Source organism: Mesorhizobium sp. M1A.F.Ca.ET.072.01.1.1 (assembly GCF_004023325.1).
GTDB lineage: Bacteria > Pseudomonadota > Alphaproteobacteria > Rhizobiales > Rhizobiaceae > Mesorhizobium.
Genome location: NZ_RZSF01000012.1, coordinates 1 through 24,387, shown reverse-complemented (window position 1 = coordinate 24,387; position 24,387 = coordinate 1). Strand labels below are relative to the sequence as shown.

Here is a 24,387-nt window from a genome sequence, read left to right as displayed (position 1 = left end):
TGGAATGCTGGCGAAATGCGCGGCCAAGGCGATGTTTCGACAGCCATGCCCATGTCGAAAGGCCCTGTCGGAGAGCCGGATTTCAGCTCCCAGGCCGCATCGGTGGCCGGGGATGCGCCGGCTTCCGAGCCGAGCTCTCTCAACTGGCCTGCGCCATAGCCTGAAGGCCGGTGTGAACATTGATTATTTCCAACCCTGCGTGCCAGCGTTTGTGTATCCAGTATTCAATCTGGAGTGAGCCTCCTGTCAAGAGGAAACATTCGTGACCTCTGCGCCTCCGGGAGCGATTCTTAAAGGCATTTATCTCCACTTGATGATCGGGGAGACGAACGTTGACAACCTGAATCGCAAATTGCATACTGAATGCTATTGGACTGATCCTTGCGAGTTGCGAGTTGCGAGTTGCGAGTTGCGAGTTCGTGAGGGCTGGCTTGGCGGTTCCTTGAGTTGATGAACGCGAAATGACGGAAAAGAAGAACAGGCTGATCCTGCATTCGTCAGTGGCTTGGCACGTGCCCCTGATCATGGACATCGATGTGGCGCGAGCGGTCGGTTTCGACGGCATAGATCCATCAACCAGGAAACTGCGGGGCTTCCTCGATGCAGGGTTCACCGAACAGGAACTGCTCGCCAGGCTCGACGGCATCGACATACCGGGTTTCGGCGCCGTCTTCGATATTGAGAGGGGAGGCGCGTCAGAAGCCGATTTGATGATGGAGGCGGAGTCTACCTTCAGACTGGCACACCTCGTCGGGGCAAAGGGCATACAGGTGATGACGGGCCCAGTGGATGTCCGGGCAGTTGTTGCGCATGCCAAGGGTGAGCACACTGATCTCTACAAAGGGATGCTCGGCTTTCCTCGCCAGGAGCAGATCGCGGCCACCGTCAAGAACCTCTCTCGCATCGCTGACCTTGCCGCGCAGTTCGATCTGCTTCTCTATCTTGAGCCGATGTCGTGGACGCCGCTGAACAAGATTGCCGACAATGTGGAGATTATCGAGCGATCCGGCCGCGACAATATCCGATTGATTGTCGACTATTGGCATTGTTTCACAGCCGGTGACACCCCTGATGTGGTTGCCCGTCTGAGCAAGGATCTGCTCTACGGCGTTCACATAAGCGACTCGCGTCCTTTTGCCGCCGGCATCCCGATCGAGGATGATTTGCGCGACATCGAAATGGGATCTGGTGTCATCGATCTGAAATTGTGGACGGACGCTGTCAAGGCCACCGGATATGACGGCTGGTGGGGTTGCGAGTCCTTCAGTCGGAAATGGCATCAGGAAAATGCCTACGAGATCGGACGAGAAGTGCACAGGCAGATGAAGCAACTGGTGCAGGGCTAGCGCTGTAGCAGATATCCGCGCCGGTGGCTCTAGCCCGCCTGGGCTCAGGAAGACGCATCGGCTTGCGACCAGGCACGTTGCCTAGCTTAGTTTGGCATCGCGACTCCTCACCCGTAAGGTGGCGCGTGCAAGCCAAATTCTGTATCCTGTCGGCTGGATGCAATCTGATCTCGGTGCTAATATGAACTCGATTTAGCGTTGGAGGTCGGGAAATGTCGAGGCTTATGGTGGCAATGACCTTCGTCCCAAGCTCATGCGATTTTGGGACTTACGGTCACGAGCGGCTGTGGGATGAAGTTCCTGAGCGATGGAAGGCGACCTCAGCAGCGTTTTTCGTGTTGTTCCGACATTTCCGTGGAAGACCCAAAGCGACATCCAAGCCGACTTGTTGAACGGCCACCTCTGAACTGCTCGCGGATTGCACCTGCCAAGCCAACGGTCAACAAGTGCATCCACTAGCACCCTTGCCAGTATTCAGCAGCCTCTCCATTATTCTTCAAGCGATTCGAGGCTCCGACCGAAAAGGAAAATCATGCAGGAGGTTGAGCGCAACATACCCTTGGGCGAGCGGGTCTATGACATCATCAAGAAGATGATCACCGATGGCGAACTACCCCCCAACCAGGTGGTGCCTGAGAGTGTTTTGGCCAAGCAACTCGGAGTGAGTCGCTCCCCCGTCAAGGCAGCACTTACCCGCCTGCAGGAAGACGGGCTGGTTGTAGGAGAAGCATGGAAGGTACCCTACGTCGCTCCGCTTGACGCGAAATATGTCAGCAACGCGTATCAGGTCCGTAAGGCTTTGGATTCGCAGTGCGCGATTCAGGCTATTGGAAACATTCCGGCCGCACGGATCGAAGAATTCGGAGTTTTGCTCGACAAGGCGCAGCAATCATTGGATACCGACGATCCTTCGCCAGTGAGGAACGCGTTTTTCTTTCTTCAAAGTATGTTGCGTGAATACTGCGACAACGATTTGCTCCGAAGCATGCAGGGCAAGTTGAATGATCATCTGACTCGCATCCGGACGATTATCCATTCCACGAATGACGGCGAATGGCTGAAGATTGAGTACTGGATGCTGAAGGATCAACTCGAGGCATTGAGATCTCGAGATTCCGCTCGTCTCGTAGCAGCCTTGAACAATCAGCACGATCAATTCGTACGGTGGCTTTTTAAAAATTGGAGCCTCTAGAAGAGGTCTCTGGCGATCGGTTGGCGTGGCAATATCGTCCGACATCTCTGTGGCGGCTGCGCCGCCCCTGATTGGCCCTTCACTGCGTCGAATTCGCCGTTAAAGACAGGGCACCGGGCCTTGAGCGCGGTCAGAAACGGCTTTGGCTTGCGAGCTCATGCGGCGGCAGCACAGCCCGACAGAATGAGCCGGCGTGCCGTGCGCTGACCGCCAGGGCTAGGCTCGCTTCCGCCGATCCCGCCACGGCTTGGCAACGGCCCGGTTGTTCGGGGCGCGCTATCAGTACGTGAGTTCAGCTCTACTCACCGTGCCCAATATCGTGATAACTCGAAGCATACGAAAATATTGCCGGCAATCCGCCTGTGTGCAAGAAAACGGCCCGGTCAGTTTCGTTGAGGCGCCCGCTTTGAATGTCGCCAACCAGACCTGAAAAGCCCTTTGCCGAATAGACCGGGTCGACGAGAACACTCTCGGTTCGGGCAAGCAACGCGGCAGCCTCCTGCGCCGCTGCCGCGGGTTTGCCGTAGTCTTCTCCGACGAATTCTGTAGAGTTTCTTATGCGCTCGGCTCCGAGGTCCAGTTTGAAGCCGAGGAGTTCGGCAGCCGCGCGGCATCTCTTGGCGATTTCACCAGGAGTCTCGTAGGCCTCGTTACGTGCATCCATCGGATTGATGCCGCAGATCTTTACACCATGACCCAGCAATTCGGCTCCGGCCTGAAGGCCAGCCTGGGTACTGACTTGAGAAGTGACGTAAATGTGGGTGGGTAGAGGTTCGCCCAGAGTTTCGAACTGCTCCACGAGTTCAAGATAGGCTCCGATGTATGCGACAGCCGCAAGGGTCAGTGCGCGCTCGGCACCCATGCCAAGGATCATCGGCCTGCGGCCGCTGGCCTCAAGCCGTGCGGCCATGTCCTGCTTAGCCTGCTTTGTCGACACGCTGGCTTCGATCGGGATAATCGTTGCTCCGAACCGACGGGCGATCAATTGATTGCCCTGCACATGCTCGAATTGCGCGTCCTTTCGCGGCATCAAGACGCATTCAATTCCAAGTCGGGCCGCGGCGGCAGCCAATTGGCGCGATTGGTTCGATTGTGAGGCTGCCCCCTGGATCACGACGTCAACGCCGCGGCTCAGCGCATCGCCCAGAATGTATTCGTGCTGACGGACCTTGTTACCGCCAAAGGCCAGGCCCGTGCAGTCGTCGCGCTTGAACCAGATTTTCGGGCCGCCCAGTTCGGCCGTCAGTCTGGGGCACGGATCAAGAGGTGTGGGGAGATGCGCGAGGCTGGCGCGCGGCAGTTGCGCAAGCGCTTGGGCGATATCGGCTCTTGAAACAGGTGAGATGGGATGCGGCATCGGTTGAAGCCCAATCGAAAAAGAAAATCAGCGGCTTTCAGCTGGTTATGAAAGCCGAACTCCGGTTGCGCGGTCAAAAAGGCTCAAGCGCGATGCATCAATGCGAAGGCGCGTCGGACCAGGTTGCGATATCGAGCCTGCGCTGAGCAGTGCTGACTGCTCGACGCCACCATAGTGGAAGATCACAACATCATGGGCACCGGTAGGCTCGATCAGAGTGACATCGACTTCTATGTCCACCTCTGCGTTCCCGACGTCACCCACCGCGAGTGCAATGTGCTCTGGCCGGAAACCGATGGTCACCTGACGTTCTTGGCCCTTTGCTGCAACTCGAAACTCTTCGGGAACGGGAAGCTGGGAATTGGCGCCGTCGAGCAGAAGCCATCCGCCGCGCATCACAGCTGGTATCAGGTTGATCTTTGGACTTCCAATAAAGTTGGCAACGAAAAGGTTTGTGGGTTTGTTGTAAACCTCGCTGGGAGTGCCAAGCTGCTGCACAGCCCCTTTATCAAGTATGGCAATCCGAGTGGCCAGCGTCATCGCCTCGATCTGGTCGTGCGTTACATAGACAGTGGTTCGACCCATGCGCTGGTGCAGCTTTTTCAATTCGGTGCGCATTTCCACCCTCAGCAGTGCATCGAGGTTCGACAAGGGCTCGTCGAAGAGGAAGAGCGCCGGTTCTCGTACCAAAGCACGCCCTATGGCAACGCGCTGGCGCTGACCGCCCGACAGTTGACCAGGCTTTCGATCAAGCAGGTGCCCGAGCTGCAAAAGGCGGCCGACATCCTCGACGGCCTTGTCCCGCCCGGACCTAGGCATCTTTCGCATTTCCAAGGGGAAGGCGATGTTCTGGCGCACCGTCATCGACGGATAGAGCGCGTAGGACTGAAACACCATCGCGATGTCACGGCTCTGACACGGCACGTCATTGAGGACGCGAGAGCCAAGCCTGATCTCGCCGGAGTTGATTCTATGGAGTCCAGCGATTGCATGCAGCAAAGTCGACTTGCCGCAGCCTGACGGTCCGAGCAGGACCAGAAACTCGCCGGAGGCTACCTCGATGTTGATGTCCCGCAGGACATGCAACTGAGCGCCATAGTGCTTGTTTACCTTGTCGAGAGTGAGCGAAGACATCGGCCGTTCCTTGAGTTGGGCCATAACGATGATCGTACGAGAACGCCGGGCTTCAGCCTGAAGCAGGGCAGCGGCCCTCAGGCGAGCGCCATTCCTTCTACGGGCTGCAATACGTCGACATTCGCAGGGACGGCGCCAGCCGTGGATCGTTGCTGGCGACGTCTCCTTTGCCGTGTCGCTACTGCAGGGTCTGTCTGGCGATGAGCAATGCCAGCATGTCCTGCTCTTCGGCGGACAAGTCCGTCAGTGGCGGGCGAACCGCGCCTGCATCAAAACCTTTCAACCGGACCCCGGCCTTGATAGCCGCAACCGCGTAGCCCTTTGCGCGATTGCGGATTGCCATGAACGGATAGAAGAAGTCGTTGAGCAGGGCTTCGCAGCGGGCGCGTTCGCCGGCTCGAAGGGCCCGGTAGAACTCTTGCGCGAGGGTCGGAACGAAATTGAACACCGCCGACGAGTATGTCGTGAAGCCCGCGCCAAGATAGGCTTCCGCAAAAAGCTCTGCCGTGGGCATCCCACCGAGGTAAGTGAGCCGGTTCCCCAGCTTTGCCGTGATCTGCCGGATTGCGCCGATATCGCCGGTGCCGTCCTTGAAGCCGATTAGGTTGGGACACGCATCGCAAAGCCGCGCCAGCGTGTCGGCCTGGATAACGGAGTTGTCACGGTTATAGACCATGACACCGATATCGATCGACTGACAGACCCTGCGAACGTGCTCGTACAGTCCTTGCTGCGGTGCATCGATCAGGTAGTGCGGCAATAGCAGGATTCCATCCGCGCCCGCCTTCTGCGCGGCCTTGGCGATGGTGACGGCGATCTCCGTCCCATAGCCGCATCCTGAAACGATGGCGGTGTCGCCCGCTGCCTCCTTGGCTGCTTGGACGACCTTGGGGAGCTCGTCAGGCGTCAACGAGAAGAACTCGCCGGTGCCGCCTGCTGCGAAAAGCACTGGCGCCTTAAAGCTCGAGAGCCAGGAAACATGCGATTTGTAGCTTTCGGGAGCGAACCGGCCGTTAGCGTCGAAGTGCGTTACTGGAAAAGACAGCAGACCTGATCCCAGAGCAGCTTTGATATCGGTTGGCGTCATTGCATTCCTCTTTTATTTGGCGCGCGTTCGATGAAGGTGGTCAGGGGAGCGGCCATTGCGCTGCATTTTGGAACCCGGTCACGTCGAGCACGGCCTTGCCGTGGAACCCGGGCTGCAAAACGGCCGCGGCAGCAGCAGGCAAGGTCTCCCATGGTTGACGCATCTGGATGGACGTCTTAAGCGCGCCGTGCTGCAGAAGTCCTACCAATTGTGTGAGCAGCACCCCGACACGGTGTTCGCCGATGGCGAAACCCTGAATGGTGCCCCCGGTCCTCATCAGATGGTCGAAATTGGCGAAGACCGCGTCTTGACCTGCGCTCCAGCCGAGGGACTGCAAACTGCCGCCAGCATTGAGCAGGCCCGCTGCCTGCACGAGGGACGGGCCGCCCAAGGTTTCGATGACGAGATCTGCGCGCTTGACGTCGCCAAGGTCGGTGAAAACATCGTGAGCGCCTAGCGAGACAAGAAGCTCGCGATCGACTTCAGCGCGCGTTACGGCGCTGACCCTGGCGCCTCCCAAGCGGGCCAGTTGAATCGCAAACTGTCCGACGCTGCCTGATGCGCCAGCGATCACTACTGTTCGCCCCAAGAGGGGGCCGCCGCGCGTGAGAACGGCCAGAGCGGTCGCAGCAGTGGCCAGCGTTACGGCACGACCGATATCGACGTTCGCGGGAATGACGGCGACATCCCTGCAATCGGCAATGCGACATTGCGCCCAGCCGCCGGCAAGAGCACGTGCAACGACAGGCGTTCCAATCGGCAGTGCCTCTGCCCCAACTCCGGCCTGGCTGATCACGCCTGCCGTATCCCACCCTGGCACAAAGCCTTCGGTAAATTGCCCATGGACCGCGCGACGCGATTCACCGCGATTGAGGGCGATTGCGCCAACATCGATGGCAACCTCGACCGGACCCGGACTAGGACGGTTTCGTTCCGACAATCTCAACCCGGCTGGGGTAGCTTCATGGGCGAGCATGAGCGCCATCACTCCGACAGGATGGCCCGGGGTAGTCGGGAGAGGCGCTCGGGGCCGGTTTCGGTCACAACGACTGTCTCGCTGAAGGCTAACTGCGGCGTATGCAGGACGACATGAAAGACCATGTTGGGCTCGAACGACCAGGTTTGGCCCGGCGCCATGATCCGGGTGTGGTCGCTGACGCGGGGCACAGCCTGATAACCAAGCGTATAGCCCGTGATCTGGGTAAAGACCGCCTTCAGCCCTTGGTGCAGCACCTCGTCGCGGCAGATGGCGTCGACGTCGCCCCCCTTGGCGCCTGGAACCATCGCGGCAATCTGTCGGTCCTGAATCGCGACCATCTGCCGGGCGAGTTCCGCGTCTACCATGGTTGTCCCGCCAACGCGTACTGGCCGAACCAGGCGTGCGCCATAGCCACGATATTGTGGCGTGGCCTCCACAAACACCCGTTCGCCTTGCGCCCACTGCGCTCCCGTCACGCCACCAATCAAGGCGTCCACTCCGGTCAGGCGCCCCAAGATGGCGGCCCGGGTATTGTCCGCCCCGTGACGGATGGAGGCCTCATACATAGCGGCAAGGCTGTCGCGGTCGCTCACTCCCGCTTTGATCGCACCGGCGCCGGCGGTCACAATGTGGTCGGCGATCTCGGCTGCGCGGCGGATATATGCCAATTCGACGGGCGACTTGATCAGTCGGTGTTTCCAGATCACGCCTGAGAAGTCGACTATCTCCATGCCGGGATTGCCGGCACGGATCTGATTCAGCCGCGCGATCGTCAAGATGTTGCTGTCTTTCTCTATCGCCAAGTTTTTTGGGGCCATTCGAGCGATGGCCCTGGTAACCCGAGCGTGGGAATCCTCGTCGTCGGCGAATGTCTCGTAGGACCTGGACCAGGACTGGTCGAGAAAGGTGCCAAGATCGAGTTCCCGAACGATCAGCCAGGGCTCTCCCTTCACGGGAATCAGGGCAGCCTGGTAGCGGGCCGCGGTCGCAAGATAGCCGAAAAGGTAGGCCAGATGATCGATCTGGTCGACTAGGAGCATCTCTGCCCCGCGTAGTTCCAACACGGACTTAACAGCGCGAATGCGAGCCTGATACTCAGCCTGATCAAAATCCAGGTGTCCACGCGTCGGATGGGCCGCCCCGGCCGCCTGATTGTTCATACGGGCTCCTGTCTAGCTTGAGGCTCAGCTCGATAGTCAACATCCGCACTGAGGGGCCACATTGGCCGTTGCAAACGATGCCGATGCAACTTGCTCACGTCGACGGGCGAGAGCCCCGGTGGGTCTGCGGTGACGATGCGGGCGAAGCGCGGCTCGAACCAGGCCTTGAAATGCTGGCTCGATTTTAGCGCCAGGATTGGAAATTGAGCGACATCGACTCCGGCCTTGATGAAGGGGCCGTCATCAAGTGTCTGGCGGCGCCCACTGGACACGACGACGTCAACGCCGCCGATGCGCAATGTCGCCAGCAAGCCAAGGTCGATCGTCTCGCCGGTTCCCATCGGGCTCTTTACCCGGAAGAGTCCATTGTTGAGGCCGAGAACCTCTGCCTCGGCTTTGATGGGGAGGCCGAGAAGGGCATTGGTGTGTCCACCTAGCGCCACTTTGATGCGCGCGCCGACACCGGCAGCGGCCGCCTGCGCCACCGTGCCGGGATCGAAGATATGTGAAAAGCAGGACCGTGCGCCCGCCGCGATGAGAGCCGACAAAAGATGGGTACCATCCCCCGGACTACCGGCGCCGGTATTGTCGGAAAACTCGTTGACGACGACGGTGCGTCCATCCCGCATTGCCTCTTGGATCGCTGCTTCAGGCTGCAGGCTGTCCACCTTGATCTGATCTCGTCGCTCCCAAAGGGCGCCGGCGATCCGCTGCGCCAGTCGCCGAGCTCCATTGGCTCCATCGCGGCGGGCCACCACAACCACAGATGCTCCAATGTTAGGCATGTCTACATAGGGAAAGCCGTGCATGATGCGGGCACAGGCGACGCCCTCCTGCCTTTCGATTTCAGTGCAGAGACGGTCGAGCTCGACAAACACCGGCAAGCTGGTAGGAACGGGAGGGAACAGCATCGGGACCTGTTCGATAGCCGTTTCGAAGTCCGCTCTCGACAGCACAATTTCGCTAAGACATCGGGCGGCTTCCACTCCACGCTCGTGCTGGTCGACGTGGGGGTTGAGCCTCACGGGGAACAGTGCCGAGCAAAGGTCACCCAGACGCTGGCGGATGTTTCCATGAAGATCCAAGGTTGCCACGATCGGGACTTTGTTGCCGAGACGCTGGCGCAACGCGGAACACAAGTCCTCCTCGAGGCTGTCAATGTCCTCCACGACGCCCGCGCCATGAATTGACAAAAGAAGCGCATCCAGATCCGAAGCCGCTGCCTGCTCGATCAGCTCGTCGCGCAACGCGAAATAAATCTCCCGCCGAATCGTGCCGGATGGTGTGGCTTCAGCGTAGACCAACGGAACGGCATCAAACCCGAGCGCGCCGGTCTCATCAATCAGACCACCAAGATAGGTGCGCGCGCCGTGGCTGAACGAAGTGATCTCAACCCCGCGCAGGATCTGAAAATCAGCAAGCCCCGTCGGGGCAGCAAATGTATTCGTTTCATGAAAAATCCCGCCGATGCCGATCCGAGCCATGCTTGCCATACCCTTCGTTGCGACCCATCAACTGGCGAGTTTGTAAACAAGGTCGACGTACCGCCGACTGCAGTAGGTCAGCGGACGATTGTCAGTTACGGCGCCTGACAAGATGCGGCCGACGATAATCGTGTGATCTTCCGCCTCGATGATGCGAAAGACGCTGCATTCGGCATAGGCACGAACATCTTCAAGCACAGTTGCTTCGATGTGCGGGCTTCTGCTCCAGGCAACGCCAGCAAACTTGTCCTGATTGCCGAATGCGAATTTGTTGGAAACGTCAGACTGGCTGCTTGCTAGAAAGTTCACTGCGAAGCCGCCGCGAGATCGAATTGCCTGCAGTGTGTACTTCGAGTTCTGAGGGCATACCGCCAACAGGGGTGGCGCGAGCGAAACCGACATCACCGCGCTCACGGTCATGCCCACCGGGGAGCCCGCTTCATCGAGCTCACGGTCATGCCGACCGGGGAGCCCGCTTCATCGAGCGTCGTCACCACCGTGACGCCGCTTGGAAGCCCGGAAAATATGCTCCGGAACACGGCCGGATCCAGGGATGGCTGCTGCAAGGGCTCGTTCGTCATAGGCGCGTTCATCTGAAAGCTGCAGGGTTGCAGATCGTTTCCTAAGTGAATGCTGCATTCAATAGATCAAAGCCCAAAAGTTGCCAATAGCTTTTCAGCGCGGAGACGCGAAAAAGAGGACCGTTGCCAGGAAAGGGCCGCGATTCTGCCCAAAAGCCGCACATCTGCGCAAAATCGAGTCTTGCCGGTTCGAGAACGAGGAAGAATGGGGCTTGACAAGGTCGCGGCTAGCTCCACAAAGTGTCGCCTGAACGCTGTCGCCACTTTGAGGAGACATCGCGCAGCATCACTCAAGCCAAGGCAAAAAGGGGAATGCTAATGACCAAAAATAAGCGGGGTTACATGGTGCGTGCGCTTCTGGCCGCAACGGTGTTGTTCACCGCCGCGACAGCAAGCGTGGCGCAGGAAAAGAAGCTGGAGGTGCTGCATTTCTTCACGGCAGGCTCGGAGGCTGCGGCCATCGGCGTCATCAAGGATGACTTCACGGCCAAGGGATATAGCTGGGTCGACTTGCCTGCGACGGGAACCGACACACTCAACCAGGTACTGCGCTCGCGTGTTACGGCCGGCTCACCGCCCAACGCGGTCCTGATGCATTCAAACGAGGTTAAGCAGTGGGTAGACCAGGGCGCGCTCGTCGATTTGTCGCTAGTCGCCACCAGGGGCAACTGGGACAAGGTGATGTCAAAGGGCCTCATTCCTCACCTGAAGCTCAACGGCGCATTCTATGGCGTGCCGACCACCGTCGAGCGCACAAACTGGCTTTGGTACAACAAGAAGGTGTTCGACAAGCTGGGCCTCCAGCCGCCGACCACCCTCGACGAGTTCCACATGGTAGCCGACAAGCTCAAAGCTGCCGGCGTGATCCCGTTGGCGATCGGCGGCGTTAACTGGCAGGAGGCCACCCTTTTCGAAACGGTTCTAGTAGCTGTCGGCGGTCCCGACTTCTACCGCAAGGCGATCGTGGAGCAGAACGAAGAAGCGCTGAAAAGCGACATCATGATCAAGGTCTTCGATGAATTCCGCAATATGAACAAGTATGTCGACCCGAACTATCCGGGCCGCGACTGGAACATAGCCGCCAAGATGGTCATGACCGGTGAGGCCGGCATGCAGGTCCTTGGCGACTACGTCAAAGGCGAGATGGTGCTGGCAAATCTGAAGCCGAACGTCGACTATGGCTGCGCGCCGCCTCCTGGCAATGCCCAGACCTATCTCAGCGTCTCCACCGCGTTCGTCTTCTTCAAAAGCAAGGATGCCTCCGTCGAGGCCGCGCAGGATGCGTTGGCCGAGACCACGTTCGATCCCAAGGTCCAACTCGGGTTCAACCTCAAGAAGGGGGCCACGCCGGCACGCACCGACGTCGACGCCGCCGTGCTCGATTTTTGTGCGCAGGCCTCCTACAAGGCCCAAGTGGACGCAGCCTCTCACGGCCAGGCATTCCCGGCCATTTCGCATTTCGAGGCATGGAGCCCGGCCAAGAGCGGCATTTTCATGGATGTGGTATCGACCTTCTTCGAGCAGCCTTCGATGACCTCGAAGGCTGCAGTTGATCAGCTCGTGAACGGACTGAAGACGATCTCCGAATAATTGACACGCTCCCAAGCGGTCGTGCCGCGGCTGGTCGCCTGACGGGACCAGCCGCGGCATGGCTATCGACCACGGGCAAAACTTCCTCATCGGTTGGCAGCAAAGCGCATGGAAATGCTATCGCTGAAGTCCGAAATTTCGGCAGTGCGACCGTCTTTGGAGACCGGGCGTTTGCGGACGTTCGTCGGCAGATACGCATCGCAGCTCGCCCTCGCGCCTTCGGTCGCGATAGCCTCGATATTCGTCTATGGCTTCATGCTCTGGACGGCCTACATATCGTTCAGTGCTTCAGGGATGTTGCCGGACTACCATTGGGTCGGGCTACGGCAATACTACAATTTGTGGTCCAACCCGATCTGGATGCAATCGGCCAAGAATATCTTTGTTTTCACATTTTTGTACATTCTGCTGACGACCGTGGTCGGTCTGTTTCTTGCTATACTTCTTGACCAGAGAATAAGAGCGGAAGGGGCCTTGCGGCTCATCTACCTCTACCCGATGGCACTTTCATTCGTCGTCACCGGAACGGCGTGGAAGTGGATCCTCAACCCCGGCCTTGGCATAGAACGTGTCTTGCGCAATTGGGGTTGGGAGGATTTTCGGTTTGACTGGTTGGTGAACCCGCGCTTTGCTCTCTACACCGTCGTGCTGGCGGGTGTCTGGCAGGCCTCCGGCTTCGTCATGGCTCTGTTCCTTGCCGGGTTGCGCGGTATAGACGAGGATTTGATGAAAGCCGCGCGACTTGATGGGGCAGGTGGCCCCTCGATCTATCGGCGCATAATCATCCCGCTTCTTGGCCCAACCTTCGTGACCGTTGCTGTGGTGCTGGTCCAGCAGGCGCTGCGGACCTTCGACCTTGTCGTCGCCCTCACCAACGGTGGGCCCGCCAACAGCACACAGGTGCCGGCGACCTTCATGTACAAGCAGACTTTCGAACGCTCTCAGCTAGGTGTCGGGGCGGCGAGTGCCGTGATGATCTTCATGACAATCCTGGCGATCGTCGTGCCCTATCTCTATACCTCAACCAGGAATGCTTCCGATGAGCACGCATGAAGTGGTGCTGGGGACCGGCCTGGCGCACAGGGTCACCCGCGTCATCATCTACGGCGCGCTTCTGTTCATGGCCGCCATCTATGTCTTTCCGCTTCTTGTCGTGGTGCTGACTTCGCTGAAGTCGCTGGAGGAATTGCGCGTCGGCACAATCATCGACTTTCCCACCGCCCCGACGATGCAGCCATGGTACCAGGCCATGTTCAGCGCCTGCATAGGAACAAGTTGCAACGGACTGGCACCATATTTCGTGAACTCGGTGATGATGGTGGTGCCGGCTGTGCTGCTGTCGACCCCGATCGGCGCGGTCAACGGCTTCGCCCTCACCCATTTCAAGTTCCCGGGCCACAATTGGGTCTTCGCGTTTCTCTTGTTTGGTGTCTTCATTCCGCTGCAGATCGTGCTCATCCCGTTGGCCTATGTGATGGGTTCGCTTGGCATCGCCAACAGCGTCGTGGGTCTGATCCTGGTCCATGTGATCTATGGCATTGCCTTCACGACGTTGTTCTTTCGCAACTTCTTCGTCACCGTGCCGCACGAGATCGTCGATGCAGCCCGCATGGATGGCGCCAGGTTCCTGCAGATTTTCCGTCGCATCGTGCTTCCCATCGCCATCCCAACGGTGGTGGTGTCGGTCATCTGGCAATTCACCCACATCTGGAACGACTATCTTTTGGCCACCACCTACACCTCCGGCCTGACGTCGCCTGTAACCGTTGGGCTTTACAACATGGTGGCGTCAACCACCGGAACGAAAGAATACAACGTCAACATGGCTGCGGTGTTCTTGACCGCTCTGCCAACCCTTTTGGTCTACGTCTTTGCCGGCCGTTATTTCCTGCGCGGGCTGGTCGCGGGATCCGTCAAGGGTTGAGCCGGGCGCGATCATCCGAGAACGACCATCATGAACTTGAAGCCGCCGGACACCAAATCTGCTTGCCGTGAGAAATGTCGTGACTGGAATTTTTGATTTTATCATCGTCGGTGCGGGATCGGCCGGTTGTGTGCTGGCAAACCGACTGAGCGCCGATCCGGCAGTCAAGGTGCTGCTGCTGGAAGCCGGGCCGAGGGACTGGAATCCCCTGATCCGCATACCGATTGGCGTGAACTATACCGTGGGCGGTCATTTGGATTGGCGGCTGACGAGCGAGCCGGAGCCAGGCGTTGACAACCGGCGCATCAAGCTTCCACGCGGCAAGGTCCTCGGTGGATCGTCGGCGATCAACGGCATGATCTTTGTCAGGGGACATGCCGAGGACTTCAACGACTGGCAGCGGGCAGGCGCCACGGGCTGGGACTGGAACGGTGTCTTGCCCTACTTCAAACGCATGGAGACCTGGCAAGGGCCGCCCTCCCAGGATCGTGGCTCATTTGGGCCGATAACCGTCAGCTACGGCAACTACCGCACACCTTTGTTCGAAGCCTTCCTCGAGGCCGGGCGGCAGATGGGCATGCCGGTGGTCGAGGACTACAACACCGGAAACCACGAGGGGTTTGACTGGGTCCAGTACAACATCGACAAGAAGCGCGGCGTTCGCTGTTCGGCCGCGCAAGGCTATTTGCGGCCGATCCGCCACCGCAAGAACCTGACGGTGGTCACGAATGCCCATGTCGTCGGCCTCCTTCTGCAAGGACCGCGCTGCACTGGCGTGCGCTACACCATCAAGGGCGTCGAGCACTCGGCTGCCGCCGCTGAGACGATACTGTCTGCCGGTGCCTATATGTCTCCCCATCTCCTGATGCTGTCGGGAATCGGCCCCGCCGAACAATTGCGGTCTGCCGGCGTCGCCCCGATCCTGGACGTTCCAGGCGTGGGCGAGAACCTTCAGGACCATTGCGGGAGCCTTGCGCAGTTCGTCTGCACGAAGCCCCTGACATACTACTCCTTGAAGCATCCTGTCCGTGGTCTCAAGGCGGTGGCCGAATACGCTTTCAGGCGTTCAGGACCGATAGCCGTCTTCCCGATGTCGGTTCAGGCATTCCTGCGCAGCAACCCTGCCGAGGAGCGACCGAACCTGCAGGTCCAATTCTATCCCGTGAGCCGCGACCTGAAATCTTCCAAGGGCGAGATCGCAACATTCAACGCCTACACGTTGCAGTTTGGCCTTATGCGGCCGAAGTCGCGGGGCCGGCTCCAGCTGAGATCAAGCGACCCTTTCATCGCGCCAAGGATTCAGCACAACCTTCTCACTGATCCGGCCGACGTCCAGGTCCTGACCGAAGGCCTGCGGCTGGCGCGTGAAATCAATGCCCAGCAAGCCTTCCGTGACTTCACCGGGGAAGAGCTCGACCCGGGCATGCACGTCCAGTCCGACCGCGATATCCAGGCCTATAACCGCCGCAACCTGTTGAACGAGTACCATCCATCCGGCACCTGCAGGATGGGGACCGACGATATGGCGGTCGTCGACCCCGAGTTGCGTGTGCGCGGTATAGCAGGCCTGAGAGTGGCCGATGCCTCGGTGATGCCTGCGGTGACCTCGGGAAATACCAACGCTCCCACGATCATGATTGGGGAAAAGGCCGCGGCAATGGTTTTAGGCGAATCCTAACTGCATGCGATCCGCACTGTGCCAGTTGCGTGCCGGAACTTGAGATAGCAAGCCGTAAACGGCTTCAAAGCGTTGGGATAGTGAGAAAAATCACGGCGCTAAAGGCTTGCGCGTGATGCTCGTTTGCGCCGCGGACAAACAAACCGCCTGTATGCAATTCAGAGCTTGGGAGATTGGACGCATGGACGAAATTCGAGACCAGATCGAGGCAATTCAAAGAGAGACGGAAAGGCATGCATTCTCGTCGTTCAGCCAGGCCGATGCGCTGCGCGTTGGTAAGACCTTGCTCGGTCTGGCGGAGGGCGAAGGGCTGTGCGTCGCTGTCGGCGTCGACCTCGGCGAACAGGTGAGCTTCCGTGCAGCGCTGCCTGGCACCAGCGCTGACTATCAGCATTGGATTGAAAGGAAATTCGCCACAGTAAGGCGCTTTGCCAAGGCTTCGATGCAGCTTGAGCTGCAGGCCAGGCTGGAGCCCGACTTCGGCACTGAGCGCGCCCTCGATCCCAGCCGCTACGTGCTTTGCGGGGGCGCGGTGCCGATCTGCGTGGGAAGCACCATGGTCGGTGCAATTGGCTGCGCGGGCCTCGCCTCCATCGATGACCACCGGCTTGTCATTCGCGCCATCGAAACATATCGAAAGGCCATTGACGGAAGCTGAGCGAAACTGCATACTGCATGCAATATGAAATGCGGCCGGCAGGAAGGAAAGGGATCGGATGTATCCGTTCAGGTCAAACCCCGAAGACGCCCAATGGATCGAAAAGGCGAGAGCCCTCAAGGAGGTCTTTGCCCAACGCGCAAGGCAGGTCGACGAGGCTGGTGGCTGGCCGCAGGAGAACTGGCAAGACATCATCGACGGCGGCTTTCTGAAGCTTGGCGTGCCGAAGGAATATGGCGGGTATGCCAATGATGATGCCGGCTTCAGCAATGTGTGCCACGCTGTGGTCGAGATCTTCGCCTCGGCCTGCGGTAGCACCGGCTGGATCATCCAGAACCAGTATCACTGCTTTGGGCTGGTGGCCGCGCTCGGCAATGAGGAGCAGAAGCGTCGCATCCTGGCCGATGTGGCCGAAAACGGAGCGGGCGTCGCCTCGGTCGGCAGCGAGGTCCAGCCGGGCCGCTCGCAGTTGGTGCCGCACAAGGACGGCAAGATCTCCTTCGCCTCGGATTTGACGCCCACCGAGGGCGGTTTCCTCGCGAACGGCTTCAAAGGATTCACCAGCGGCGGTGCGGCGTCGAAGTATCTTCTGTTTTGGGCCTTGGCCCCCGGGACAGATGATCCCGATGTCGGTGCGAGCGTCTTCGTGATCGAGTTGCCCAATCCGGGCGTCGAGTTCGTGTCCGGCTGGGAAGAGGCGATCGGCATTCGCGCATCGCTATCGGGCGGCGCCAAGTTCACCAATGTCTTCATTCCGTGGAAGAACGTTCTTGGCGAGCCGGGTGATTTCAACCAGAGCCATCCCTACACCTTCGAACTTGCCTACGCCGCGCATTCGCTCGGTTCGGCGCAGGGCATCTATGAGGAAGTGCGCAATGCGGTCGCGGCAAGAGCGTTCCTGCAGCAGGACGACACCAATATGTACTCGCTCGGCGAGATGGCCTCTGCGATCGCTGCGACACGTTCGCAACTGTGGTACGCGCAACATCTCTACGACCAGAAGATGTGGGGGGAGGCCTCGCACGCCACTCTCATGGGCCTGCATATGGCCAAGACGACGGTGGGTTTGGTTTCGACCAAGGCCTTCGAAATCGTCGGCACGAGAGCGGTCTTCCGGTGGAGCTCCATCCCGCGGCTGATGCGCGATGCACGCGTCGCCACGCTTCATACGCGTGAAAGCATGATCATGAAGACCGTCGCCAAGACCGAACTGTCGCGCGACTATCACCCCAAAGCGAAATATGGCCGTCGGCTTCCCGAGAGCGAGCGAAAGACCTGGGCCGATCTGGGCTTCCATTTCAACCGGGATGCAGCATGACGGGCGGCATCGCCAAGGCTGACAGCTCGCTGGCCGTGTTGCCCTTCAACCGGGCGGAACTTAGGCGACGGGTCGGCCGTGTCCTTGCGGAGATGGCTGATCGCGGCGCCGACCTGTTGCTTGTCGATCAAATCGACAACCTGGCCTATCTGACGGGCTACTCCCACTCCGGTGCTCGCTACCAAGGCGCGCTGATCTCAGCCTTGGGGGAGGTGACGCTCCTGATCCGCTCGGCCGATCGGTTCGTTGCCCAGCGGCAGGCCACGGTGGACGCGTTTGTCACCTATGACGACCACGAGGACGAAATCGCGCTCTTGGTGGGGCTCATCCGCGACAGCGGCGCGAAAATGTTGGCCATCGAGACGGACAGCCATTTCCTCACGATCGAGCGATATGAGCGCATCCAGGCGGGAAATCCCGGACTAAGATTCATCGATTTCGGGACGGTGATCTGGGAACACCGCTTGATCAAGTCGACGGCCGAGATCGAGGCGTTGCGCCGCGCCTGCGCGATAGCCGACGCTGCGCTCCAGGCCGGAACCGATGCGATCGCCGCGGGCCGATCAGAACGCGAACCCGCCATCGCAACATACCGCAAGGCAATCAGCCTGGGGGCGGACAACGGTCGTGTCGCCGTATTCGGCTATGGCAGCACCGTCGCCAATATGCACGGTCGGCTGGGCGAGCGGATCATGCAGGCGGGCGAGCTCTATTTCATTGAGGCTGTGCCGCAGGTTTGCGGCTATTCGGGGCGCATTGCCCGGCCGATGGCGATTGGATACGTCTCTGATCGTCAACGCGCGATCGCGCAGCGTGTCGTCGAGATCCAGGACGAATTCATCGCCGCCATGGTTCCCGGCGCCATTTCAGGTGAGATCGACCGCGTCGCCCGCGAGACGATGCTTCGCGAAGGCCTGAAGAAGACCTACCCACAGGTTTCGGCCTACACGCTCGGCTTTCACGCCGTGCCCCGCACGTCCGATCATACCCGCATCTTCATGCCCAACGAGACCTGGACACTCGAGCCGAACATGGTTTTCCACGTCATCCACTATTCCGAAGGCATGCCCTTCAGCGAGACGGTTCTGGTCACGCAAAACGGGCCGGTCCGTCTCACTCAAACCGCCAGGGAGATTGCCGTCAGATGAGCCAAGCTGCACAGCGCGTTCTGGTCGTCGGCGGTTCCAGCGGGATGGGCGAGGCAGGCGTTCGCGCACTTGTCGCCTCCGGCGCTCGCGTCGTCATGGCCGACAGGAAGGCCGCGCCGGACGATCTGGGCGCTGAGCGGGTTGTCGAAATCGACATTGGCGACGACGCGCGTATTTCCTCCGTCGTGAGCGAGGCCGGCGAAATCCTCGGCGGTCTCGACGCTGTATGGAACAATGCCGGCGTTTGCCATGTCGGCACGCTCGAGAGTATGGACTTGGATGCATTCGATTTCAGCTTCGCGCTGAACGTTCGCGCCAATGCCGTGCTGGCACGCGCGGCGCTTCCGCTGCTGCGTGAGGCTGGAGGCGGCAGCTTGCTTTTCACGGCATCGGCAGCATCGGTCATGGTGGCCAAGGGTTCGTTGCCATACATCGTCTCGAAGTCGGCATTGCTGACGATGACCCGGCAACTCGCATTGGAATATGCCCCCGATAACATTCGGGTGAACGCGCTTTGCCCCGGCTGGGTGGACACGCCCTTCAACGCGCCGGCCTGGGAGATGTTTGGCGGGCGGGAATCCTTCCTGCAGAAGGTGCCGCAGCTTGTACCGCTGCACCGCATGGGCACCGTCGAGGAATTTGGCGCCATCGTTCGCTTCATTCTCTCGGCCGATGCACGCTTCATGACCGGCCAGGCGGTCGTCGTCGACGGCGGGGAGTCGTTGATAAAGGGCCCGACCCGCTGATGGGTGATGGTCGGCTACGCATATAGGACAGCCATGAGCGATATCGTCATCACCAATGCCAGCCTGCTTGATCCGCGGGACGCAACGTTGCGTTCAGGCCAGCAGATCCGGATCGAGGGCCAAAAGATTGTCGAGGTTGCCGGCTCGGTCGGCATGCCCCAGGGAGCGACCAGAATTAACGCCGGCGGTCGTGTCGTGATGCCCGGCCTTATCGATGCACATGTCCACGCGATGGCCTATGTCAACAACCAGGTAACGCTGGCCAACACAGCACCTTATCTCGTCGCGGCGCACGCCTCGAAGATCCTTGCCGACTACTTGCGACGGGGTTTTACCACCGTGCGCGATTCCGGCGGCGCGGATGCGGCACTCGCCGATGCCACTCGCCTTAATCTGTTTCCTGGTCCGCGCCTCTTCGTGCCGGGGCTGGCGCTGGCGGTCACCGGCGGACTGGGGGATTTCCGGGTGCGGACCGAACATGAGCAAGGCTGCCCGCATTGTCGCAGCACGCGCAACATCAGCCGTGTCGTGGATGGCGTGGATGCAGTCCGCCGGGCAGTGCGCGAGGAGATTGCGGCCGGTGCTCATCAGATCAAGTTGATGGCCGGAGGAGGCAACTCCGGCAAATCCTCGATCTACTCGCCGCATTTCTCACTAGAAGAACAACGGGTCGCCGTGCAGGAGGCTGCCGATTTCGGCACCTATGTGATGGCGCACTGTTACGGGGTTGAGGTTATCCGCCGCGCGCTCGAGGCTGGGGTGCGCACTATCGAGCACGCGAACCTGATAGACGAGGACACGGCGCGTCTGGTGGCTGAGAAAAACGCCTACGTCGTGCCCACACTATCGACCTTCGAAGCCAGCATCTTCTATGCCGACCAACTGGGCACGCCCGCGCACATCGTCGAACAGGTGAAGATGATGCTGCGCCGTGGCGTCGAAGCGGTGAAGATCTGCCGCGACGCCGGTGTCAAACTGGGGTTTGGTACCGACCTGGAAGGCGTCATGCATCATTATCAACTGCATGAGTTCAAGATCCGCTCCGCGGTCGAAACGCCCGCCCAGACCTTGCATTCGGCCACAATCGTCAATGCCGAGATCGTGCGGCACGCGGGCAAGCTTGGGGAACTTATCCCGGGCGCCTTCGCCGATATCCTGATCGTCGACGGCAATCCGCTCGAAGACATTGGCGTCTTCCAGGAGGACGGCAGCGGCATCCGCGTCACGATCAAGGACGGCTGCCTCCACAAACGTGAAATCTGAGCGGCCATCGACGCCTCCCGAGGTCGATCTGGCGAACAGCCACATCATGGGGATCAGCCCAAGGACATGAAGACTGCTCCTCCCTCTTCGGCGCCCCTGTCTGTTCCCGATGAAGCGAAGCTGCGCCTTCAACGCGGCCCGGTGATGATTGTCGATCTGGAGGCAATCAGGGCAAATTATCGACTTCTGGCATCCAAAACCCGGGGAACGACGGCTGCCGTAGTGAAGGGCGACGGCTATGGCCACGGCATGCTGAAAAGCGCCCTTGCGGTCCAAGAAGCAGGGGCGCGCATCTTTTTCACCGCTCGCCTGGATGACGCGTTTTTGCTGCGTGATCGCCTCGATCCCGATTGCGTCGTCTCGGTGCTGGACGGTGCAAACAGTTCGACGATGCCCGAAGCGGTCGCTTCCGGGATCGTGCCGGTGATAAACAATCACGAACAGCTTTCAGCCGCTGTGTCGGTGGCTCACAAGGCGATGCGGCCTCCGCGCGTGTTCATCCATATCGATACCGGCATGAATCGGCTGGGATTTGCGCATGGCCGCATACCCGAAATCGTCAACTCGCTCAATTTGTTGGATGTCCGTGCCTACCTGACGCACTTCGCGGCCGCCGATGAAATGAACATCGCTTTTTGTGAACGACAAGTCGCGGCCATGAGGGCAGCAGTTGGCCCGTTGCCTGCTGCTCCGCTCTCGATCGCCAATTCGTGCGGTATCTTCCTGGACCCCTCGTTTTATGGCGATATCACACGGCCCGGAAAGTCGATGTTCGGCATCAATCCGCTGGCCCGTGGCGACAATCCAATGTCGGAGCCCGCGACAGTCCTGGCCCCCGTCGTCCAGGTCCGGCACCTCCGGCCAGGCGATCCCGTCGGCTATTCATCAACCTGGCATGCGCCGACGGATCGGCGCATTGCCGTGATCGCGTTCGGTTATTCGAATGGCTATAGTCGGGTTGCGTCCAATCGAGGTTCCGTTGCGTTCGACGGCAGGTCGGCTCCTATTGTGGGCCGGGTGTCCATGGACCTGATCGCCGTCGACATCACCGAACTATCTGAGACCACGATAGCCCCGGGGGATGTGGCAGAAATTGTCGGGCCGAGCATATCGTACCGTGAGCTGGCAGCGGCCATGGCGACCAACGAACACGAAGCGCTGATCTCGCTTGGCCGATCGTGCCCGAGGATTTATCTTGGGCACAAGGTGCCGCCAAACAAGGTTGCCGGCACCAGGCGACATCGGCTTTGTTCCTAGCGAACCTGCAGCGCCAAACCTCTGCGAAGTTGCTCGGCATCCTGCGATCGATGCATCGACATTGAGCGCTGGACCGCCCAAGCGATTTCCTTGTAGCTCTCGTTCATTCGAGAGGCGGTATGGCGCATGACCAGTTGCGACATTGTCGCGCAACCGGCTTTCACACTTGTTCGATCAACACGGTCTGACCTGTGGCGGCCGATTGCGCCACCGCCTTTGCCAACTTCACACTCCAAACACCGTCCTCGCCCGTCGAGGAGGGCCGGCCCTTCCCTTGCACAGCGGCCATGAAATCGGAAACACCGCGGTCATAAGTAACCTTGAGTTCAAGAGGTATGTCTTGCTCACCGTCGGATGTTCGCAAAACGACGCTGCCGCCGGGGGCCTGTGACATGACGTCGATGCCAAGAATGCTGCCGGCCGAGCCATGGACTTCGACGCCGCGGGAGCCGTGACCGACGACAAAGCTGTCATGGCATTGCACCAAGATGTCGCCTGGGAATTCCCATACCGACATGACGCTATCCTCGATCCCGTTCGCCCCTTCGCCAGATGCACTCGCCAGCGCGGTGATCCTGGTGGGATTGCTGTCCAGATAGAATCGAAGGAGATCTCCATTGTGCACGGTGATGTCGTAAATAACCCCCGCGCCCGCGCTTTTGTCGAAAAGCCTCCAAGTCTTTAGGCTCTGGGGTAACGCTCCTGCGTGGAAGATACGAATGGAGTTGATTTTTCCTATAGCTCCCTCGCGCAGAAGCCGCTTTATCGCTCGGTGGCTCTCCATGTTGCGCAGATGATGGTTCGTAGCGAGTACGACGCCTTTGCGTTCAGCTGCCTCAACGATCGATTGCGCGTCTTTCGGCTCCAAAGCGAGCGGTTTTTCACAAAGCACGTGCTTGCCGGCTTCGATGGCGGCCAGCGCCTGCGACAGGTGCTGATCGTTTTTGGTGCTGATGTAGACCGCGTCGATTTCTCGATCGCTTAACATCGGCACAATCGAGTCATAGGCGTCAGGAATACCCATCTGGTCCGAGAATGCTTGGGCGCGACTCAACTCGCTGCTGACGATAGCTTTAACCCTGCCCAGCGGATGCTTGCGTATGGAGTTGACCATCCACTCGCGTGCGATGGTGCTGGCGCCGATCAGGCCCCAAGAGACCACTTTCTCGTTCATTGCGATGTACTCCTTCACTCCCGCAGAGCTGCGGGACCCTCGTTTGCCCGATAATTTGTCCGACCGGATTATTATTTGTCAACGTTCCGCCGAATGGAAAAGATCGGGCAAAGGCAATCATTTCCCGATTTTTCTGTGATTTGATGCGGGCTTAGCTCCATTCTCTACGTGTATTGAATGCCTGTCTGACCTCCGGCTTAGGTGGCCTCTCTGATTTCAGATTGACATATATGTAATAAAAGCTAACGATAAGTCAGACATCTGAAGCCGGTGGCCTGAGACGGCAACTCTGAACACACGACGGCAGTGTCGGCGTCGGGAAAGGCGGCGCGCGTGTTGTCAAGAAGAGGCGAAAGAGACGCCCAAAAAACCGCAACCAACATCCTTGTATCGCAACCGTAGTTTCACCAAGGGGAATGAGAAATGCTTGATCGGAATCTGGTTCTTGCGACGGCCTTGTTGCTGTCCGGTTCGACATCGATGGCGCTGGCGGGCGGTCCGAACGTGGAGGTTATGCACTACTGGACCAGTGGCAGCGAGGCAGCCGGACTGAATGTGCTCAAGAAACTTCTGGAGGAGCGTGGCGTCACCTGGAGCGACTCGCCGGTGGCCGGTGGCACCGGGATGAACATGGTGCAGGTGCTGCGCGCCCGCATCGCATCCGATACCGCGCCGGCCGCAGCGCAGATGCACGCTCAGCAGGTCCAGGCCTGGGCATCCGAGGGTGTGCTAACCGACCTGACGGACCTCGCCAAGAAGGACGACTGGGCCAAGGTGATTGCTCCGGAACTTGTTCCTCTGATTTCTCATGACGGTTCGTATGTCGCGGTTCCGGTGAACGTGCACCGTTCGAACTGGCTCTGGTACAACAAGAAAGTCTTCGATTCCGCCGGCCTGCAGCCGCCGACAACCTGGGACGAATTCAACGAAGTTTCCGAAAAGCTTCTCGCCAAGGGCGTGACGCCGCTGGCCCTGGGAGGTCAGCCCTGGCAGGAGTTGGATCTCTTCGAGAATGCTGTTCTTGGCATCGGCGGCGCCGACTTCTATCGTAAGGCTGTCATCGATGAGGACGAAGCCGCGCTTCGCAGCGACACGATGGTCAAGGTTTTCGACCAGCTGCGTAAGATGAACAAATATATCGATTCCAATTATCCCGGCCGCGACTGGAACCTTGCGACCCAGATGGTGATCAAGGGTGAAGCTGGAATGCAGATCATGGGAGACTGGGCGAAAGGCGAGCTGTCGCTTGCCAACCTGCAGCCCAACGTCGACTACGGCTGTGTGCCCGCCCCGGGGACCAAGGGAAGTTAC

At 59.5% G+C, this 24,387-nt stretch carries 20 protein-coding genes and 1 pseudogene; 13 read left to right on the top strand and 8 right to left on the bottom strand.

Annotation, left to right across the window (positions count from 1 at the left end):
• Nucleotides 1-461: 461 nt before the first annotated feature.
• Nucleotides 462-1,346, top strand: a complete 885-nt coding sequence (locus tag EOA32_RS03490; RefSeq protein WP_128370887.1) for a sugar phosphate isomerase/epimerase family protein — start codon at nucleotides 462-464, stop codon at nucleotides 1,344-1,346.
• Nucleotides 1,347-1,878: 532 nt separating this feature from the next.
• Complete coding sequence (locus tag EOA32_RS03485; protein ID WP_127875738.1) at nucleotides 1,879-2,538, top strand: GntR family transcriptional regulator; 660 nt, start codon at nucleotides 1,879-1,881, stop codon at nucleotides 2,536-2,538.
• A 298-nt stretch (nucleotides 2,539-2,836) separates the two neighbouring features.
• Here EOA32_RS03485 and EOA32_RS03480 read toward each other — a convergent pair whose 3' ends face one another.
• The 7 genes and pseudogenes from EOA32_RS03480 to EOA32_RS03450 form a co-directional block, all read right to left on the bottom strand.
• A complete protein-coding gene (locus tag EOA32_RS03480; RefSeq protein WP_128370886.1) occupies nucleotides 2,837-3,895 on the bottom strand; it encodes a pyridoxal-phosphate dependent enzyme in 1,059 nt (352 codons plus the stop codon).
• Nucleotides 3,896-3,940: 45 nt separating this feature from the next.
• A complete protein-coding gene (locus EOA32_RS03475) occupies nucleotides 3,941-5,053 on the bottom strand; it encodes an ABC transporter ATP-binding protein (RefSeq protein WP_245499142.1) in 1,113 nt (370 codons plus the stop codon).
• 154 nt (nucleotides 5,054-5,207) lie between these two features.
• Nucleotides 5,208-6,116, bottom strand: coding sequence for a 5-dehydro-4-deoxyglucarate dehydratase (gene kdgD, locus EOA32_RS03470; protein ID WP_128370885.1), 909 nt, complete (start codon nucleotides 6,114-6,116; stop codon nucleotides 5,208-5,210).
• Nucleotides 6,117-6,156: 40 nt separating this feature from the next.
• Nucleotides 6,157-7,101: a zinc-binding dehydrogenase gene (locus EOA32_RS03465; protein WP_128370884.1), complete on the bottom strand. Its 945-nt coding sequence runs from the start codon at nucleotides 7,099-7,101 to the stop codon at nucleotides 6,157-6,159.
• Nucleotides 7,101-8,255 (bottom strand): Xaa-Pro peptidase family protein, encoded by a 1,155-nt coding sequence (locus tag EOA32_RS03460; protein WP_128370883.1) that lies wholly within the window; start codon nucleotides 8,253-8,255, stop codon nucleotides 7,101-7,103. The genes EOA32_RS03465 and EOA32_RS03460 overlap by 1 nt, the downstream gene beginning before the upstream one ends.
• On the bottom strand, nucleotides 8,252-9,739 hold the full coding sequence (locus EOA32_RS03455; RefSeq protein ID WP_189406894.1) for a M81 family metallopeptidase: 1,488 nt from the start codon (nucleotides 9,737-9,739) through the stop codon (nucleotides 8,252-8,254). Before EOA32_RS03455 ends, EOA32_RS03460 begins: the two co-directional genes overlap by 4 nt.
• 27 nt (nucleotides 9,740-9,766) lie before the next feature.
• Nucleotides 9,767-10,168: pseudogene (locus tag EOA32_RS03450) on the bottom strand (flavin reductase family protein); the annotation flags it as partial.
• A gap of 470 nt (nucleotides 10,169-10,638) precedes the next feature.
• Here EOA32_RS03450 and EOA32_RS03445 point away from each other — a divergent pair.
• The 10 genes from EOA32_RS03445 (at nucleotide 10,639) to alr (ending at nucleotide 21,902) form a co-directional block, all read left to right on the top strand.
• Nucleotides 10,639-11,910: an ABC transporter substrate-binding protein gene (locus tag EOA32_RS03445; protein WP_189406890.1), complete on the top strand. Its 1,272-nt coding sequence runs from the start codon at nucleotides 10,639-10,641 to the stop codon at nucleotides 11,908-11,910.
• Between the two features lie 108 nt (nucleotides 11,911-12,018).
• Nucleotides 12,019-12,963: a sugar ABC transporter permease gene (locus tag EOA32_RS03440; RefSeq protein WP_245499141.1), complete on the top strand. Its 945-nt coding sequence runs from the start codon at nucleotides 12,019-12,021 to the stop codon at nucleotides 12,961-12,963.
• Entirely contained in the window at nucleotides 12,950-13,834 is an 885-nt protein-coding gene (locus EOA32_RS03435) for a carbohydrate ABC transporter permease (RefSeq protein WP_128370879.1), read from the top strand. The genes EOA32_RS03440 and EOA32_RS03435 overlap by 14 nt, the downstream gene beginning before the upstream one ends.
• A gap of 67 nt (nucleotides 13,835-13,901) precedes the next feature.
• Nucleotides 13,902-15,512: a GMC family oxidoreductase N-terminal domain-containing protein gene (locus tag EOA32_RS03430; protein WP_348632184.1), complete on the top strand. Its 1,611-nt coding sequence runs from the start codon at nucleotides 13,902-13,904 to the stop codon at nucleotides 15,510-15,512.
• A 115-nt stretch (nucleotides 15,513-15,627) separates the two neighbouring features.
• Entirely contained in the window at nucleotides 15,628-16,170 is a 543-nt protein-coding gene (locus tag EOA32_RS03425; RefSeq protein WP_245499145.1) for a heme-binding protein, read from the top strand.
• A 58-nt stretch (nucleotides 16,171-16,228) separates the two neighbouring features.
• Nucleotides 16,229-17,488, top strand: coding sequence for an acyl-CoA dehydrogenase family protein (locus EOA32_RS03420; protein ID WP_128370876.1), 1,260 nt, complete (start codon nucleotides 16,229-16,231; stop codon nucleotides 17,486-17,488).
• The gene (locus EOA32_RS03415) at nucleotides 17,485-18,636 is read left to right on the top strand and encodes a Xaa-Pro peptidase family protein (RefSeq protein WP_128370875.1); all 1,152 of its coding nucleotides are present in this window, start codon (nucleotides 17,485-17,487) and stop codon (nucleotides 18,634-18,636) included. The genes EOA32_RS03420 and EOA32_RS03415 overlap by 4 nt, the downstream gene beginning before the upstream one ends.
• Nucleotides 18,633-19,382 (top strand): SDR family oxidoreductase, encoded by a 750-nt coding sequence (locus EOA32_RS03410; RefSeq protein WP_128370874.1) that lies wholly within the window; start codon nucleotides 18,633-18,635, stop codon nucleotides 19,380-19,382. The genes EOA32_RS03415 and EOA32_RS03410 overlap by 4 nt, the downstream gene beginning before the upstream one ends.
• Before the next feature lie 33 nt (nucleotides 19,383-19,415).
• Complete coding sequence (locus tag EOA32_RS03405; protein WP_189406884.1) at nucleotides 19,416-20,645, top strand: amidohydrolase family protein; 1,230 nt, start codon at nucleotides 19,416-19,418, stop codon at nucleotides 20,643-20,645.
• 66 nt (nucleotides 20,646-20,711) lie between these two features.
• Entirely contained in the window at nucleotides 20,712-21,902 is a 1,191-nt protein-coding gene (gene alr / locus EOA32_RS03400; protein ID WP_128370872.1) for an alanine racemase, read from the top strand.
• A gap of 160 nt (nucleotides 21,903-22,062) precedes the next feature.
• Here the strand turns inward: alr and EOA32_RS03395 are convergent, their stop codons facing one another.
• Nucleotides 22,063-23,076 (bottom strand): Gfo/Idh/MocA family oxidoreductase, encoded by a 1,014-nt coding sequence (locus tag EOA32_RS03395; protein WP_128370871.1) that lies wholly within the window; start codon nucleotides 23,074-23,076, stop codon nucleotides 22,063-22,065.
• 480 nt (nucleotides 23,077-23,556) lie between these two features.
• Between EOA32_RS03395 and EOA32_RS03390 the strand changes: the two genes are divergently transcribed.
• A partial coding sequence (locus tag EOA32_RS03390) for an ABC transporter substrate-binding protein (RefSeq protein ID WP_189406882.1) occupies nucleotides 23,557-24,387 on the top strand: 831 nt, incomplete at its 3' end.

Excerpts from the sequence above, each read along its gene's own strand:
- EOA32_RS03490 (WP_128370887.1), top strand. The coding sequence starts at position 462 with ATGACGGAAAAGAAGAACAGGCTGATCCTGCATTCGTCAGTGGCTTGG.
- EOA32_RS03485 (WP_127875738.1), top strand. The coding sequence starts at position 1,879 with ATGCAGGAGGTTGAGCGCAACATACCCTTGGGCGAGCGGGTCTATGAC.
- EOA32_RS03480 (WP_128370886.1), bottom strand. The coding sequence starts at position 3,895 with ATGCCGCATCCCATCTCACCTGTTTCAAGAGCCGATATCGCCCAAGCG.
- EOA32_RS03475 (WP_245499142.1), bottom strand. The coding sequence starts at position 5,053 with ATGGCCCAACTCAAGGAACGGCCGATGTCTTCGCTCACTCTCGACAAG.
- kdgD (WP_128370885.1), bottom strand. The coding sequence starts at position 6,116 with ATGACGCCAACCGATATCAAAGCTGCTCTGGGATCAGGTCTGCTGTCT.
- EOA32_RS03465 (WP_128370884.1), bottom strand. The coding sequence starts at position 7,101 with ATGGCGCTCATGCTCGCCCATGAAGCTACCCCAGCCGGGTTGAGATTG.
- EOA32_RS03460 (WP_128370883.1), bottom strand. The coding sequence starts at position 8,255 with ATGAACAATCAGGCGGCCGGGGCGGCCCATCCGACGCGTGGACACCTG.
- EOA32_RS03455 (WP_189406894.1), bottom strand. The coding sequence starts at position 9,739 with ATGGCTCGGATCGGCATCGGCGGGATTTTTCATGAAACGAATACATTT.
- EOA32_RS03445 (WP_189406890.1), top strand. The coding sequence starts at position 10,639 with ATGACCAAAAATAAGCGGGGTTACATGGTGCGTGCGCTTCTGGCCGCA.
- EOA32_RS03440 (WP_245499141.1), top strand. The coding sequence starts at position 12,019 with ATGGAAATGCTATCGCTGAAGTCCGAAATTTCGGCAGTGCGACCGTCT.
- EOA32_RS03435 (WP_128370879.1), top strand. The coding sequence starts at position 12,950 with ATGAGCACGCATGAAGTGGTGCTGGGGACCGGCCTGGCGCACAGGGTC.
- EOA32_RS03425 (WP_245499145.1), top strand. The coding sequence starts at position 15,628 with ATGCTCGTTTGCGCCGCGGACAAACAAACCGCCTGTATGCAATTCAGA.
- EOA32_RS03420 (WP_128370876.1), top strand. The coding sequence starts at position 16,229 with ATGTATCCGTTCAGGTCAAACCCCGAAGACGCCCAATGGATCGAAAAG.
- EOA32_RS03415 (WP_128370875.1), top strand. The coding sequence starts at position 17,485 with ATGACGGGCGGCATCGCCAAGGCTGACAGCTCGCTGGCCGTGTTGCCC.
- EOA32_RS03410 (WP_128370874.1), top strand. The coding sequence starts at position 18,633 with ATGAGCCAAGCTGCACAGCGCGTTCTGGTCGTCGGCGGTTCCAGCGGG.
- EOA32_RS03405 (WP_189406884.1), top strand. The coding sequence starts at position 19,416 with ATGAGCGATATCGTCATCACCAATGCCAGCCTGCTTGATCCGCGGGAC.
- alr (WP_128370872.1), top strand. The coding sequence starts at position 20,712 with ATGAAGACTGCTCCTCCCTCTTCGGCGCCCCTGTCTGTTCCCGATGAA.
- EOA32_RS03395 (WP_128370871.1), bottom strand. The coding sequence starts at position 23,076 with ATGAACGAGAAAGTGGTCTCTTGGGGCCTGATCGGCGCCAGCACCATC.